The 13,859-nt window shown below is 69.3% G+C and carries 16 protein-coding genes and 1 pseudogene; 15 read left to right on the forward strand and 2 right to left on the reverse strand.

Annotation, left to right across the window (positions count from 1 at the left end):
• Positions 1 to 67: 67 nt before the first annotated feature.
• Genes hemB through RPX00_RS16260 form a run of 4 tightly spaced genes read left to right on the forward strand, consistent with a single transcriptional unit; the run spans position 68 to position 2,484 of the window.
• On the forward strand, positions 68 to 1,039 hold the full coding sequence (hemB, locus tag RPX00_RS16245) for a porphobilinogen synthase (protein WP_406640358.1): 972 nt from the start codon (positions 68 to 70) through the stop codon (positions 1,037 to 1,039).
• Between the two features lie 20 nt (positions 1,040 to 1,059).
• Positions 1,060 to 1,632, forward strand: a complete 573-nt coding sequence (locus RPX00_RS16250; protein ID WP_406640359.1) for a hypothetical protein — start codon at positions 1,060 to 1,062, stop codon at positions 1,630 to 1,632.
• A complete protein-coding gene (locus tag RPX00_RS16255) occupies positions 1,632 to 2,096 on the forward strand; it encodes a hypothetical protein (RefSeq protein WP_406640360.1) in 465 nt (154 codons plus the stop codon). The genes RPX00_RS16250 and RPX00_RS16255 overlap by 1 nt, the downstream gene beginning before the upstream one ends.
• A gap of 49 nt (positions 2,097 to 2,145) precedes the next feature.
• Positions 2,146 to 2,484 carry a hypothetical protein gene (locus RPX00_RS16260; protein ID WP_406640361.1) on the forward strand — a complete coding sequence of 113 codons (339 nt, stop codon included), beginning with the start codon at positions 2,146 to 2,148 and terminating at the stop codon, positions 2,482 to 2,484.
• A gap of 141 nt (positions 2,485 to 2,625) precedes the next feature.
• Here RPX00_RS16260 and RPX00_RS16265 read toward each other — a convergent pair whose 3' ends face one another.
• Positions 2,626 to 2,787, reverse strand: a complete 162-nt coding sequence (locus RPX00_RS16265; RefSeq protein ID WP_406643351.1) for a hypothetical protein — start codon at positions 2,785 to 2,787, stop codon at positions 2,626 to 2,628.
• On the opposite strand from RPX00_RS16265, the gene RPX00_RS16270 reads away from it, so the two are divergent.
• From RPX00_RS16270 to RPX00_RS16285, 4 genes and pseudogenes are all read left to right on the forward strand, one after another.
• Positions 2,750 to 3,712, forward strand: a complete 963-nt coding sequence (locus tag RPX00_RS16270) for an efflux RND transporter periplasmic adaptor subunit (protein WP_406642948.1) — start codon at positions 2,750 to 2,752, stop codon at positions 3,710 to 3,712. The genes RPX00_RS16265 and RPX00_RS16270 overlap by 38 nt on opposite strands.
• Positions 3,709 to 4,406: pseudogene (locus RPX00_RS16275) on the forward strand (ABC transporter ATP-binding protein). Before RPX00_RS16270 ends, RPX00_RS16275 begins: the two are co-directional and overlap by 4 nt.
• A complete protein-coding gene (locus RPX00_RS16280; RefSeq protein WP_406640362.1) occupies positions 4,403 to 5,605 on the forward strand; it encodes an ABC transporter permease in 1,203 nt (400 codons plus the stop codon). Before RPX00_RS16275 ends, RPX00_RS16280 begins: the two are co-directional and overlap by 4 nt.
• Before the next feature lie 7 nt (positions 5,606 to 5,612).
• Positions 5,613 to 5,879 (forward strand): hypothetical protein, encoded by a 267-nt coding sequence (locus tag RPX00_RS16285; protein WP_406640363.1) that lies wholly within the window; start codon positions 5,613 to 5,615, stop codon positions 5,877 to 5,879.
• Here RPX00_RS16285 and RPX00_RS16290 read toward each other — a convergent pair.
• Positions 5,876 to 6,361 carry a TspO/MBR family protein gene (locus tag RPX00_RS16290; RefSeq protein WP_406640364.1) on the reverse strand — a complete coding sequence of 162 codons (486 nt, stop codon included), beginning with the start codon at positions 6,359 to 6,361 and terminating at the stop codon, positions 5,876 to 5,878. The genes RPX00_RS16285 and RPX00_RS16290 overlap by 4 nt on opposite strands.
• A 130-nt stretch (positions 6,362 to 6,491) precedes the next feature.
• On the opposite strand from RPX00_RS16290, the gene hemL reads away from it, so the two are divergent.
• From hemL to RPX00_RS16325, 7 genes are all read left to right on the forward strand, one after another.
• Positions 6,492 to 7,796 (forward strand): glutamate-1-semialdehyde 2,1-aminomutase, encoded by a 1,305-nt coding sequence (hemL, locus tag RPX00_RS16295; protein WP_406640365.1) that lies wholly within the window; start codon positions 6,492 to 6,494, stop codon positions 7,794 to 7,796.
• Positions 7,793 to 8,419, forward strand: coding sequence for a histidine phosphatase family protein (locus RPX00_RS16300; protein WP_378301263.1), 627 nt, complete (start codon positions 7,793 to 7,795; stop codon positions 8,417 to 8,419). The genes hemL and RPX00_RS16300 overlap by 4 nt, the downstream gene beginning before the upstream one ends.
• A complete protein-coding gene (locus tag RPX00_RS16305; protein WP_406640366.1) occupies positions 8,416 to 8,997 on the forward strand; it encodes a TlpA family protein disulfide reductase in 582 nt (193 codons plus the stop codon). Before RPX00_RS16300 ends, RPX00_RS16305 begins: the two co-directional genes overlap by 4 nt.
• 138 nt (positions 8,998 to 9,135) lie before the next feature.
• Positions 9,136 to 9,909: a cytochrome c biogenesis CcdA family protein gene (locus tag RPX00_RS16310; protein WP_406640367.1), complete on the forward strand. Its 774-nt coding sequence runs from the start codon at positions 9,136 to 9,138 to the stop codon at positions 9,907 to 9,909.
• On the forward strand, positions 9,906 to 11,510 hold the full coding sequence (locus RPX00_RS16315) for a cytochrome c biogenesis protein ResB (protein WP_406640368.1): 1,605 nt from the start codon (positions 9,906 to 9,908) through the stop codon (positions 11,508 to 11,510). Before RPX00_RS16310 ends, RPX00_RS16315 begins: the two co-directional genes overlap by 4 nt.
• Positions 11,511 to 11,513: 3 nt before the next feature.
• The gene (gene ccsB, locus RPX00_RS16320) at positions 11,514 to 12,500 is read left to right on the forward strand and encodes a c-type cytochrome biogenesis protein CcsB (RefSeq protein ID WP_406640369.1); all 987 of its coding nucleotides are present in this window, start codon (positions 11,514 to 11,516) and stop codon (positions 12,498 to 12,500) included.
• Between the two features lie 85 nt (positions 12,501 to 12,585).
• On the forward strand, positions 12,586 to 13,857 hold the full coding sequence (locus RPX00_RS16325) for an AAA family ATPase (protein ID WP_406640370.1): 1,272 nt from the start codon (positions 12,586 to 12,588) through the stop codon (positions 13,855 to 13,857).
• Positions 13,858 to 13,859 lie beyond the last annotated feature (2 nt).

The raw sequence follows: 13,859 nt of genomic DNA on the forward strand, positions 1-13,859 counted from the left end.
GGTGCATCGGTGGCTCTGCGAGTGCCTCGCCGAAGAGATTGTCTGAGTGCGGGAGTACCTTGGATGTGTGTTCCCTGAGCAGCGACCCCGCAGGCTTCGTACTACTCCGGCAATGCGCAGGATGGTCAGTGAGACCACGTTGCGGCCTCGGCAGTTGATCCTGCCGATGTTCGTGGGCGAGGGCCTTGACGCACCGCGGCCCATCGCCAGCATGCCGGGCGTCGTTCAGCACACCCGGGACACGCTGCGCAAGGCCGCGGTCGAGGCGGTGCACGCCGGGGTCGGCGGGATCATGCTCTTCGGCGTTCCGGAGAAGCGGGACGCCCAAGGATCCGGTGCGGTGGACGAGAACGGCATCCTCAACGTCGCGTTGCGGGATCTGCGCGGTGAACTCGGCGATTCCACCGTGCTGATGGCCGACACCTGCCTGGACGAGTTCACCGACCACGGGCACTGCGGCGTTCTCGACGCGGACGGCGTGGTCGACAACGACGCCACGCTCCGGGTGTACGCCGACATGGCGGTCGCGCAGGCGGAAGCCGGGGCGCACGTGCTCGGGCCCAGCGGGATGATGGACGGCCAGGTCGGCGTGATCCGCCGGGCGCTCGACGAGGTCGGGCACAGCGAGACCGCGATCCTCGCCTACTCGGTCAAGTACGCCAGCGCGTTCTACGGCCCGTTCCGCGAGGCCGTCGACTCGCAGCTCAAGGGCGACCGCAAGACCTACCAGCAGGACCTCGGCAACGCGCGCGAAGCGTTGCGGGAGCTGGAACTCGATCTTGCCGAGGGCGCGGACATGGTCATGGTCAAGCCCGCGCTGTCCTATTTGGACATTATCAAGGCGGCCGCCGAGTTCTCGCCGGTTCCCGTTGCGGCGTACAACATTTCCGGCGAGTACGCGATGGTCGAGGCGGCCGCGGCGAACGGCTGGATCGAACGCGAGCGGACCGTGCTCGAGGTGCTCACCTCGATCCGCCGCGCGGGGGCCGACCTCATCCTCACCTACTGGGCGGCCGAGGCCGCGGCCTGGCTGGACTGAGTCCGGGTAGGGTCTTTCGGGTGGCCGAGAAGGACGAGAACACCCCGAAGCCAGCCAGCGTGACCTCGGACGACCTCTCCGGGCTCACCGACGACGAGCGCCGCAAGCGCGGGCGCGCGCCGGATCCGGTGCTGCCGGGGCAGAGCGCGCCGAAGGCCAAGCCGCCGACGCCGGTGCACGTCGCCTTCGTGCTCGCCATCGTGGCGGCGGTCATCGTCGTGGCCGGGCAGGTTGTCACCGTCTTGCTCAAGCAGCAGTTGGTCGACCGGGCGGTCGAGCAGGTGCGGCAGGCTGGCCAGAAGGTCGACGTCGCGCAGGTGCAGTCCAACGCCAACACCCTCGTGTGGGCCATGCTCATCGGCGCGCTGTGCTTCGGCGGGCTGCTCGTGCTGTTCGCCTGGAAGGCCCGCGAGGGCACGCGTTCGGCACGCAGCATCGCGACGCTGCTGGCGGTGCTCGGCATCGTGTTCGAACTCGGCGTGATCCGCAGTATTTTCGCGCTCGCTTCGTCGCTGGCGCTGGTCGTCATGCTGATCCTGCTGTACCTGCCGAAGGTCGCGGACTACTTCCCGAAGGTCGGCAAGAAGCTGTAATGGCGGCGAGGACGCTCTACTCCGAGCCCGGCGTCGGCTGGTCCGCGCTGGTCTGGGGCCCGCTGTTCGCGCTGCTGGGCGCGCTCGCGGAACTGGCCACCGGCGGGCCGACGCACGTCGTCGGCTGGGTGCTGATCGGGGCCGCGCTGTGCGGGCTGACGCTGCCCTGGGTGTACGCGCGGCGCCGGTTCCTTTCGCTCGAGGTCACCACCGAGGGGCTGCGGCAGGGGCGGGAGACGCTGGCCGCCGAGCGGATCGCCTCGGTGACCGACGTCGGGGCGCCGGTCGGGGCCCGCGTGCTGGGCGGCGGCTGGTCGGTGCCGCGGAAGTACGACGAGGTGCCGGTGGAGCTGGACGACGGCACGGTGGTGCTCGCCTGGGCCCGCGACGTCGAGGCACTGCGGACCGCGCTCGGGGAGCTGGCCGGGAAGAACGAGGAGCAGGCCGATGACTCCCGCAACTGAACCCGCACGAGGGAAGCGCGAGGACGGCGAACCTGAAAAGGTAGACCCCGTGATCGACCTACCCCAGCCGACCGGAGCCGGGCTTTGGCCGCCGGAGGAAACGCAGCCGCAGACGAAGCTCAACCAGCCGTGGCGCGCGTTCGTCGCGCTCGGCGAGGTGGTGGTGGCCGGATTCGTGCTGTGGGCGGCGTTCGCGCTGTGGCACGCCGGGGTCGTCACGGTCGTCACCACCGCGGGCGACGGCACGCAGCTGGCTTCGCAGCGGTACTTCGGCGGGCATATCGCCGGCGCGCTCGGGCTCGGCACACTGTCCGCGATATTGGTGGTGGACGCGGTCCGGCAATTACTGCTGGCGGTGCGGACGCGGCACAAAAAGCCGAAGGACTGATTACACAGCTGTCCCACAGGGAACCAACAGCTGACTGCTAAGCGGGCCCCGCAGTCTTGCGCCCATGACGCGGCTGCGCACACGCACTTGGGTGGTCAACGGAGTCCTCGTCGTGCTGCTCGGCGGCGCGGCTTTCGGGATTTACCAGGCATTTTCGCCAGCCAATCCGACGGCGCAGGCGCAAACCCGCACGACGCCGGTCCGGCGCGCGAACGTCTCCCAGACCGTCTCCGCGGCGGGCACGATCGCGAGCACGTACACCGGCATCGCGAACTTCACGACGTCCGGCAAGGTCACGAGCATCGACGTGAAGGTCGGCGACGTCGTGAGCGCCGGGCAGAAGCTCGCCACGATCGACTCTTCCCAGGCGAGCAAACAACTTCAGGTCGCCAAGGCCAATCTCGCGGTCGCCGAAGACAACCTCGCCACGGCGCAGCAGCAGAGCAGTACTACGGCGCTTCAGGCCAAAGTGGATCAAGCGCAGCTGGACGTCGACAACGCGGAAACGGCGCTCGCCGCGACGACGTTGACCGCGCCGGGGTCGGGGACTGTCACCGCGATTAACGGGACTGTCGGGCAGCAAACGGGCAGTGGCTCCAGCAACAGTTCCGCGGCGGCGTCGTCTGGTTCCGCTGGGCAGCAGTCGTCGGCCAGTACTAGCGGTAACAACACGGGCTTTATCGACATCACCGACCTCGGCAATCTCGTCGTCAACACTTCGGTGGCGGAAATTGACGTGAGCAAGGTGAAAACTGGTCAGAAAGCCACCGTCACGCTGAATGCGACGCCGGATCAACCGTTGCCGGCGACCGTTTCCAGTATCGATCTGACGCCGACTACGAGCAGCAATGTCGTCAGTTACGGCGCGAAGCTGACGTTGTCGAATCCGCCATCGGGGTTGCGGCCCGGACAGTCGGCGAGCGTCGTGATCACTGTCGCGGAAGCCGATGGCGTGCTGAGTGTTCCGGCCGCCGCGGTGCGGACCAATGGGAAGACGAACGTGGTCACGGTGGAGCAGAACGGGCAGCCGGTTTCGCGGCAGGTCGAGGTCGGGGTGCGCGGAGAGTCCACTGTGGAGATCAAGTCCGGGCTTGCGGAGGGCGACCGGGTGGTGCTGACGGCCGCGTCGCCGACGACATCGAGCGGGTCCGGACAGCAACGCACTGGTGGTCTTGGCGGATTCGGCGGCGGACGCCAGAGCGGCCTCGGCGGCGGGGGCCGCGGATGAAGCCGGTGATCGCGGTCTCCGGACTGCGCAAGACATACGGCAGCGGGGAAACCGCGGTGCACGCGTTGCGGGGGTCGATCTGCGGGTGTGGCCGGGCGAGTACGTGGCGATCATGGGCGCTTCCGGCTCCGGAAAGTCGACGCTGCTGAACATGCTCGGCTGCCTCGATACGCCGACCTCGGGCCGCTACCTGCTGGACGGGTTTTCCGTCGCCGATCTCAACGACCGCCAGCTTGCCTTGCTGCGCAACCGAAAGATCGGCTTCATCTTCCAGTCCTTCAACCTCGTGCCGCGCACCAGTGCGTTGTCCAATGTGGAACTACCGATGGTCTACAGCGGACTGAAGCGGAGCGATCGGCGTCGCCGCGCGCTCGCCGCGCTGGAGATGGTCGGGCTGAGCGATCGGGCCAAACATCTGCCGAACGAACTGTCCGGCGGGCAGCAGCAACGCGTCGCGGTGGCGCGGGCGCTGGTGGGCGGACCGGCGTTGCTGCTCGCCGACGAACCGACCGGAAACCTCGATCACGCAAGCACTGTCGACGTCCTCGGCGTCTTCGACCGGCTCAACGCGCTCGGCCGCACGGTCGTCGTGATCACGCACGAGGACGAGGTCGCGCGCCACGCACGCCGCGTCGTGCGGGTCAGTGACGGGCGGATCGTGTCGGACGAGGTCCGCGCCGGGGTGGTCGCGTGAACTTCGTCGAGATCATGCGGTTCGCGGTGCGCGGCCTCGCCTCGAACAAACTGCGCTCGGTGCTCACGACGCTCGGCATCACCATCGGCGTCGCGTCGGTGATCTTGTTGGTGGCAGTGGGAAACGGCGCTTCGGCGGCGATCACCGCGAGCATCCAGGGGCTCGGCACCGACGTGGTCAATGTGTCGCCGGTCCGCGGCGGCGGGCAATCCAGCCAAGTCCGGCCGCTCACCGTGCAGGACGCGCACGCGCTGGTCGACCCGGTCGGCGCGCCGGACGTGAAGGCGGCGGCACCGGTCGTCAACACCACCGCGACCGCGACCTACGGCCAGACCTCCTACGACGTGTCGAGCGTCGTCGGTACCGAACCCAGCTACTTCACCACCACGAACCGGCAGGTCGCCGACGGTCAGCTGTTCAGCGCCGAGGACGTGACGCAGGCGCGCAAGGTCGTCGTGCTCGGGCCCACGACGGCGCAGTCGATCTTCGGTGCCGCCGAGCCAGTCGGCAAGAACGTGCTGGTGAACAGCATCCAGTTCACTGTGATCGGCGTGCTGCAAACGAAGGGCAGCACCGGGTTGCAGAACGCCGACGACGTCGCGATCGCCCCGATCAGCGCGGTGCAGAACTCGCTCGCCGGCTACGGCGGGCTGAACCAGATCGCGGTGCAGGCGACCACCGCCGACACGATCGGGCTGGCGCAGGCCGAGGTCACCGCGATCCTCGACGCCCGGCACGGCATTCGGGCCTCGGCCAGCCCGGACTTCCAGATCCAGAACTCCGCGCAGCTGCTGCAGACCCGCACGTCGGCGATCGACACGTTCACCGTGCTGCTCGGCGCGGTCGCGGCGATCTCGCTGCTGGTCGGCGGCATCGGCGTCACGAACATCATGCTCGTCACGGTCACCGAGCGGATCCGCGAGATCGGCATCCGCAAGGCGATCGGCGCGCCGCGTTCGGCGATCCTCGGCCAGTTCCTCGCCGAGGCGACCATGCTGAGCCTCTTCGGCGGACTGCTCGGGGTGTTGATCGGCGTGGTCGGCAGCCGGTTCAGCATCGCGGGTATCCAACCGGTGGTGGTGCCGTCGTCGATTGCGCTCGCGTTCGCGGTTTCCGCCCTGATCGGGCTTTTCTTCGGCAGTTTCCCGGCGAACCGGGCTTCGCGGCTGCGGCCGATCGACGCCCTCCGGCACGAGTAGGAGCGTCATGTCCGCGTCGACCACCCAGCCCGTTCCGCCGGAGCCCGCGCGCTCCCCGGAAGACCTCATCGCCGAGCCCGCCGTCGACGGCGATCTGACCGCTGAGCTGAAGCAGGTCGCGCGGCCGTTCGGCAGGTCGACGCTCGTGCTCGCCGGGTTGCTCCTGCTGGCGCTGGCGTTTGCCGGCGGCGCGTGGACGCACGCGGCGTTCGGCCGGGCGCACGTGTCCACTTCGGACAGTGCGACGGTCGGCGTGGCCCGGCCGGGCCGCTAGGGAACGTCGTTGAGCGCGATGATCGCGACGTTCAGCGCGGTCGTGTACAGCAGCCACGCCAGATACGGCAGGAGCAGCAGCGCGGCAGTGCGGGATCGGCGATAGAAGAGCGCGATCGTCACGATCACGGTGAAATCGAGCAGCACGATGTCCACGCACGCGACCTGCGTGGAGCCGCCGGCGAAGAACAGCGAGATCCACATCAGGTTGAACAGCAGGCCGATGCCGTACGCGGCGAAGCCCTGGTTCTCGCCGTCGGTGCGCCAATAAGTCCAGCCGGCGAAGGCGAGCACGACGTACAGGACCGTCCACACCGGACTGAACAGGGACGAGGGCGGGGCCCACTCCGGCAGCACGTACCGGTTGTAGGCGTCCGGCGCGGTCGTCGCGGCCAGCGCGCCCACCAGTGCGATGACGCCGACCAGCCCGAAGAACACCGCGAGCATCAGCCACGGATTCCGGCGATGTGTGGGCGCCGTCACGTTCCCTCCATGGCTCGCCCCGTCCATGCGCGCTCATCTTAAGAGCGGTCGGGCCGGTATGCCGGATGGCAATCGGGTGGCAGCTTGGGCGCCGCTGCCACCCGAACGGAGGATTTGCAAGACTGGGACGGTGAGTACTGGCACCGAGCAGTCCAAAGCATGGTTCGCACGCGCCAAGGCGGCCGTTCCGGGCGGGGTGAACTCGCCGGTGCGCGCCTTCAACTCGGTCGGCGGCACGCCGCGGTTCATGGTCCGCGGCGAGGGCCCGCACCTGTGGGACGCCGACGGCAACCGCTACGTCGACCTCGTCTCCTCGTGGGGCCCGATGATCCTCGGGCACGCGCACCCCAAGGTGGTGGCCGCCGCCCGCGCGGCCGCGGAGCACGGGCTTTCCTTCGGCACGCCGACCATCGGCGAGGTCGAACTGGCCGAGGAGATCATCGGCCGGGTCGCCCCGGTCGAGCAGGTCCGGCTGGTCAACTCCGGCACCGAAGCCACGATGAGCGCCATCCGGCTGGCCCGCGGTTTCACCGGCCGGGCCAAGATCATCAAGTTCGCGGGTTGTTACCACGGCCACGTCGACGCGCTGCTCGCCGAAGCCGGCTCCGGCGTCGCGACGCTCGGCCTGCCGACCTCGCCGGGCGTCACCGGCGCGCAGGCCGCGGACACCATTGTGTTGCCGTACAACGATCTTGCCGCGCTCCGGAAGTCCTTCGCGGAGAACGACGGCCAAATCGCCGCGGTGATCACCGAAGCGGCCGCGGGCAACATGGGCGCGGTGCCGCCGGACCCCGGCTTCAACGCCGCACTGCGTGACCTCGCGCACGAAAACGGCGCGCTGCTGATCATGGACGAGGTGATGACCGGCTTCCGCGTCTCGCGCGCTGGCTGGTTCGGCCTCGAAGGCGTGGCCGGCGACCTCTACACGTTCGGCAAGGTGATGTCCGGCGGGCTGCCCGCGGCGGCCTTCGGTGGTCGCGCGGACATCATGGCGAAGCTCGCGCCCGGCGGCCCCGTCTACCAGGCAGGCACGCTGTCCGGGAACCCGGTCGCGGTCGCCGCCGGTCTCACCGCGCTGCGCGAAGCTGACGACGCTGTGTACGCGAAGCTCGACGCCAACGCCCAGCGTCTCGGCGGGCTTTTCGACAAGGCGCTCAGCGAAGCGGGTGTCACGCACACTGTGCAGTTCGCGGGCAACCTGGTGAGCGTCTTCTTCACCGACAAGCCCGTACGCAACTACGCGGACGCGCAGGCCACCGAGACGTGGCGCTTCCCGGCGTTCTTCCACGCGCTGCTCGAAGCGGGCGTGTACCCGCCGCCGAGCGCGTACGAGGCGTGGTTCGTGAACGCCGCGATGGACGACGAAGCGTTCGGCGTCATCGAAGCCGCGTTGCCGGCAGCGGCGCGCGCGGCGGCTGAGGCGGTTCGCCCGTGACCACCGTTGTGCACATGCTGCGGCACGGCGAGGTCCACAACCCGGAGAAGATCCTCTACGGGCGGCTGCCGAACTTCCGGCTGTCGGAGCGCGGGCAGCGTCAGGCGCTCACAGTCGCCGAAGCGGTGGCTGGGCACGACCTCGCGTACGTCGTCGCTTCGCCGCTTCAGCGCGCGCAGGAGACCGCCGCGCCGATCGCTGGCGCACACCGTCTCGACATCGCCACTGACGGCGGCCTCATCGAAGCGGCGAACGTCTTCGAGGGCCAGCGCGTCGCTGTGGGCGACGGAGCGCTGCGGCAGCCGAAGGCGTGGCCGCACTTGGTGAATCCGTTCAAGCCGTCGTGGGGCGAGCCGTACGTCGAGATCGCACACCGCATGCTCGGCGCGGTGCACCGTGCGCGCGTAAAGGCCGAAGGGCGCGAAGCGCTGTGCGTGTCGCACCAGCTGCCGATCTGGACGCTTCGCCGCTTCTTGGAGGCGAAGCGCCTGTGGCACGACCCGCGACAGCGGCAGTGCTCGCTCGCGTCGCTCACCAGCCTGGTTTTCGACGGCGAAGAGCTGCTGGAGATCGTCTACAGCGAGCCCGCGGGCACCACCGACCCCAAGGTGACGGGCGCATGAAACGGCGGCTGCTCGGGGTCCTGCTGGCCGCGGCGCTGGCCGTGACCGGCTGCTCGGCGGGCAAGGACGCGGTCGTCTCGGGCGGCACCTTCACGTTCGTCTCGCCCGGCGGCAAGGTTGACATCAGCTACCCGGTGAACGAACGCCAACAGGCCCCGACGCTGGCCGGCGACGACCTCATGCACGAGGGCAAGCAGCTCTCGATCGCGGACTTCCCCGGCAAGGCGCTGGTGATCAACCTGTGGGGCCAGTGGTGCGGCCCATGCCGCGCAGAAGCGCCCGAGCTGGAGACGGTGAGCAAGCAGATCGCCCCGCTCGGCGCACAGGTGATCGGCCTCGACGTGCGCGACCCGGCGCGCGACGTGGCACAGGACTTCGTGCGCGACCGCCGCCTGACGTACCCGTCGATCTGGGACCCGTCCGGACGCGTGCTGCTGCAGCTGGCCGGATACCCGCGCAACATCATCCCGTCGACGCTGGTGCTGGACAAACAGCACCGGGTGGCGGCGGTGTTCCTGCGGCAGGTGCTGGCTTCGGACCTGGTTCCGGTGGTGCAGCGGCTCAGCGCGGAGAAGTGACCTCGTGAGTGGCGATCGCGGTGAGAACCGGGATTGCCGCTCACGAGGCAGGACCAAGGTCCCGGCCCGGCTGTGGCGTAGGTCCTGTGAGCGGGACCCGCCCGCCTCACGTCCAGCTCACTGCCTACTCTCAAGTGCGTGAACTCCGTGTCCGAGCTGGCGCTCTCCGGGCCGCTGCTGCTCGCCGCGGGTGTCGCGCTGGTGGCCGGGGCCATCTCGTTCGCGTCGCCGTGCGTGGTGCCGCTCGTGCCTGGCTACCTCGCCTACCTCGCGGCTCTCGTCGGCGCAGACGCCCCGGCGGTGCGCGACGGCGAGGAGCGCAAGAAGGGCCGCTACGCCGTCCTCGGCGCGGCGGCGCTGTTCGTGCTCGGGTTCACCGTGGTGTTCGTCGCGACCATGGGCACGCTCGTCTGGCTCGCGAACACCTTGCTGGTCAACGAGGATCTGCTGCAGCGCATCGGCGGCATCCTCACCATTCTCATGAGCCTGGTCTTCCTCGGCTGGATCCCGGGGCTGCAGCGCGAGGTCCGCTCGCACCGCGTGCCCGGCGGCGGGCTGTGGGGCGCGCCGGTGCTCGGCGCGGTGTTCGGGCTCGGCTGGACGCCGTGCATCGGGCCGACGCTCTCGGCCGTCACCAGTCTCGCCAGCGCCACCGGCGGGGCCGCGGTCCGCGGGTACGTTCTGGTGCTCGTTTACTGCCTCGGCCTCGGCGTTCCGTTCCTGCTGATCGCGCTCGGCGCCCGCTGGGCCGTGCGCGCCACCGACTGGCTTCGCCGCAACGGCCGCCGCGTGCAGATTTTCGGCGGGGCCTTGCTGATGGTGGTCGGCATCCTGCTGGTCACCGGGCTGTGGGGGGACGTCATGGGCTGGCTCCGCAACTCCGTCGCCTCCGATCTCGAGCTGCCACTGTGACCACTACCGAAGCGCCCCCGAAGAACCCGAAGCCGTACCGGCCGTCCGCGGCCAAGCAGGTGCTGGCCTTCCTGCGCAACACCTGGCGCGGCCTGACGTCCATGCGCACCGCGCTGGTGCTGCTGTTCCTGCTGGCGCTCGCCGCGCTGCCCGGCGCGTTGCTGCCGCAGCGGCGGCTGAACGCGCCGAAGGTCGACGAGTACATCAGCGCACACGGCTGGTGGGGTTCGCTGCTCGACAAGCTGGAGTTCTACGACGTCTACTCCAGCGTCTGGTTCTCCGCGATCTACATCCTGCTGATGATCTCGCTGATCGGCTGTCTCACGCCGCGCAGCTTCGAGTACGTCAAGCAGATGCGGGCGAAGCCGGTGCTGACGCCGCGCAACCTCGCGCGCATGCCGCACCACCGGATCGCCCGCACCGCGCGTACGCCGGAGACGGTCCGCGAGGACGTGCGCAAGCAGCTGTCCGGCTGGCGGCGCATCGAGCGCGAGGAGGACGGCGGCGGGTTCAGCGTGTCGGCCGAACGCGGCTACCTGCGCGAGACCGGCAACCTGCTCTTCCACTTCGGCATGCTCGGCCTGATCATCTTCTTCGCCCTCGGCAAGCTCTTCAGCTACGAGGGCCAGGTCATCGTGCAGGCCAACGGCGGCCAGTTCTGCAATTCGGGGATCTACAACTACGACTCGTTCGAGGCGGGCCTGCGCGTCGACGGCACCAACCTCGACCCGTTCTGCGTGAAGGTCAACGACTTCACCGCCCGCTACACCGCCACGAACCAGGCCGACTACTACCACTCGCACATCGAGTACCAGTCCGGCGAGGACCTCCAGACCGGCACGTGGAAGCCGTACGACCTCGAGGTCAACGAGCCGCTGCGGACCGTCGGCGACCGGGTTTACCTGCTGGGCAACGGTTATTCGCCGCAGTTCACGGTGACCTTCCCGAATGGGGAGAAGCGCACCCAGAACACCCAGTGGATGTACAGCAACCCGGCGACGATGCTGTCCGAGGGCGCGACGAAGTTCGACCAGCCCGGCGTCACCGACGAGGTCCAGCGGCGCACCAAGCAGCTCGCGATCACCGGCCTGTTCGCGCCGTCGTCGTTCATCCACGGCGGCGTGCTCACCTCGACCGCGCCGCAGCTGAACAACCCGATGGTGGCGGTCGACGTGCTGCGCGGCGACCTCGGTCTCGACGCGGGCCGCGGCCAGTCGGTGTTCTCGGTCGACCAGTCCCGCGTCCAGGACGGGCGGCTCAAGCGGGTCGCGCGCAAGAACCTCGCGGTCGGCCAGGAACTGACGCTCGACGACGGCACCAAGGTGCGCTTCGACGGCGTCAACAAGTGGGTCAACCTGCAGATCTCGCACGATCCGACGCAGGGCTTCGTACTCGGCTTCGCGATCGTGATGTTCGCCGGGCTCGGGGCATCGCTGCTGGTCAAGCGGCGGCGCGTGTGGGTGCGGGTGCGGCCGGGCAAGGACGAGGGCGCGAGTACCGTGATCGAGGTCGCGGGGCTCGCGCGCACGGATCAAGCCGGATACGGCGAGGAATTCCAGCGGATCAGCGAACAGCTGGTCACGGGCCGGAAGGGCAGCTGAGGCATGGAAATCAACGAGACTCTCTCGCAGTACAGCGACCTGCTGTACACGACGACAGTGGCGATTTACGTGCTGGCGCTGCTGTTCACGCTCTTCGAGCAGGCGTTCGGGGCCAAGGGCCGCCTCGCCGCCGAGCGCAGCCGCCAGCGCGTGCTGGTCGGCGCGGGCGGGCCGGAGTCCGCCGGGATCGAGGACGGCGACGCGCCGGTCGAGCCCGAGGCCCCGCGCGCGGTCGGCCGCGCGGAGCGGATCGGCCGGATGGGCGCGGCGCTGCTCGTGCTCGGCGCGCTGCTGCAGCTGTCGGCGATCGTGCTGCGCGGACTCGCGGTGCACCGCGCGCCGTGGGGCAACATGTACGAGTACGGCATGGCGGTCACCTTCATCACCGTCGTCGCCTGGCTCGTGGTGATCAAGAAGTTCCCGGTCCGCCACCTCACCGGCTTCCTGCTGCTGCCCGTCGTGATCCTGATGTTCGTCAACGGCACGATGCTGTACACGGTGGCCGCGCCGGTCGTGCCCGCGCTGCAGTCGTACTGGCTCGTGATCCACGTGTCCGCCGCGATCATCGGGTCCGGCGTGTTCCTGGTGCCGGGCGTGGCGAGCGTGCTGTACCTCTTCCGCACCGCGCACGACCGCAACCCGGCCAAGTTCGCCGGCTTCGGCCCGAAGCTGCCCGCCGCGGACGTGCTCGACCGGATCGCCTACCGGGCCACCATCGTCGCGTTCCCGATCTTCACCTTCGGCGTGCTGTGCGGCGCGGTGTGGGCCGAGGCCGCGTGGGGCCGGTTCTGGGGCTGGGACCCGAAGGAGACCGTCGCGTTCATCGCGTGGGTCATCTACGCGGCGTATCTGCACTCCCGCGCCACCGCGGGCTGGCGCGGCACCCGCGCGGCGGTGATCAACATCGTCGGGTTCGCGGCGACGATCTTCAACCTGTTCTTCGTCAACCTGGTGACCGTCGGACTGCATTCCTACGCCGGAGTGAGCTGAGCCGGGGGTCCGCCACCCGGACTGGGCCCCGGGCGACTACCGTCGTCACCAGGGGCCCTTCGACGTACCCGGGAGGTTGGCAACGGTGACCGGACCCAGTGAAGAGACTGCCGGGGAACAGCAGTCCGAGCAGGCCCAGGAACCGGCTGCCATGTTCTCCGAAGAACGCACGGATTCGACGCCGCACCCCGGCACCGGACCGTACGACGCGCAGCCGACGCAGGTCGTCGACCCACCGCCGCAGGGCGCGTACCAGCCCCTGCCGCAGCCGGGCGGATACCAGCCGCACTACGACCAGAACCTGCCGCCGCTGCAGCCGCCCCCGGGCCATCAGCCCCAGCACGCCGCGCCAAGCGGGTACCAGCAGCCAGTCGCTCCCGCTGGCACGCCGGTGCCCGCTCCCGGAGCCGTTCCCTCGGCGCAGGGGCTTCCGCAGCCCGCGGACGAGCTGGCTACCGCGCACCTGGTGAAACAGCAGAAGCGGGCACCGCAGTCGGGCTGGCGCAAGGTGCTCTATCGCGGCACCGGCAAGCTGATCAACCCGGGCGAGAGCCCCGCGGACACGCGCCGGCGCGAGCTGATCGCGCGGGTCAACCAGCCGCTGCGCGGGTGCTACAAGATCGCGATGCTGAGCCTCAAGGGCGGCGTCGGCAAGACCACGACCACGACCACGCTCGGCGCGACCTTCGCGTCACTGCGCGGCGACCGCGTGGTGGCGGTGGACGCGAACCCGGACCGCGGGACGCTGTCGCAGAAGATCGCCATCGAGACCACCGCGACCGTGCGGCACCTGCTGCGGGACGCGGACAAGATCACGCGCTACAGCGACGTCCGGTCGTACACGTCGCAGGGCTCCAGCCGGCTGGAAATCCTTGCGAGCGAACAGGATCCGGCGGTGTCGGAGGCGTTCTCCGAGAACGACTACCGGCGCACGGTGAACCTGCTGGAGCACTTCTACAACATCGTGCTCACCGACTGCGGCACCGGTTTGATGCACTCGGCGATGAAGGGCGTCCTCGACGTCGCGGATTCGCTGGTGGTGGTGTCGTCCGGGTCGGTGGACGGGGCGCGCAGCGCGTCAGCGACGTTGGACTGGCTGGAGGCGCACGGCTACGGCGACCTGGTGAAACGCTCGGTCGTGGTGATCAACTCGGTGCGGCCCAAGGGCAGTTCGGTCGACCTGGACAAGCTGGCCGCGCACTTCGGCGCGAAGGTGCGTTCGGTGTGCCGGATCCCGTTCGACGCGCATCTTGAGGAGGGCGCGGAGATCGAGCTGGAGCGGCTTGGCGGGGACACCCGGTTGGCGCTGCTGGAACTGGCCGCGACGGTGGCTGATGGGTTCAGCGGGCGTGCTTAATT

The sequence above is a fragment of the Amycolatopsis sp. WGS_07 genome (genome assembly GCF_045278895.1).
Taxonomy (GTDB): Bacteria; Actinomycetota; Actinomycetes; order Mycobacteriales; family Pseudonocardiaceae; genus Amycolatopsis.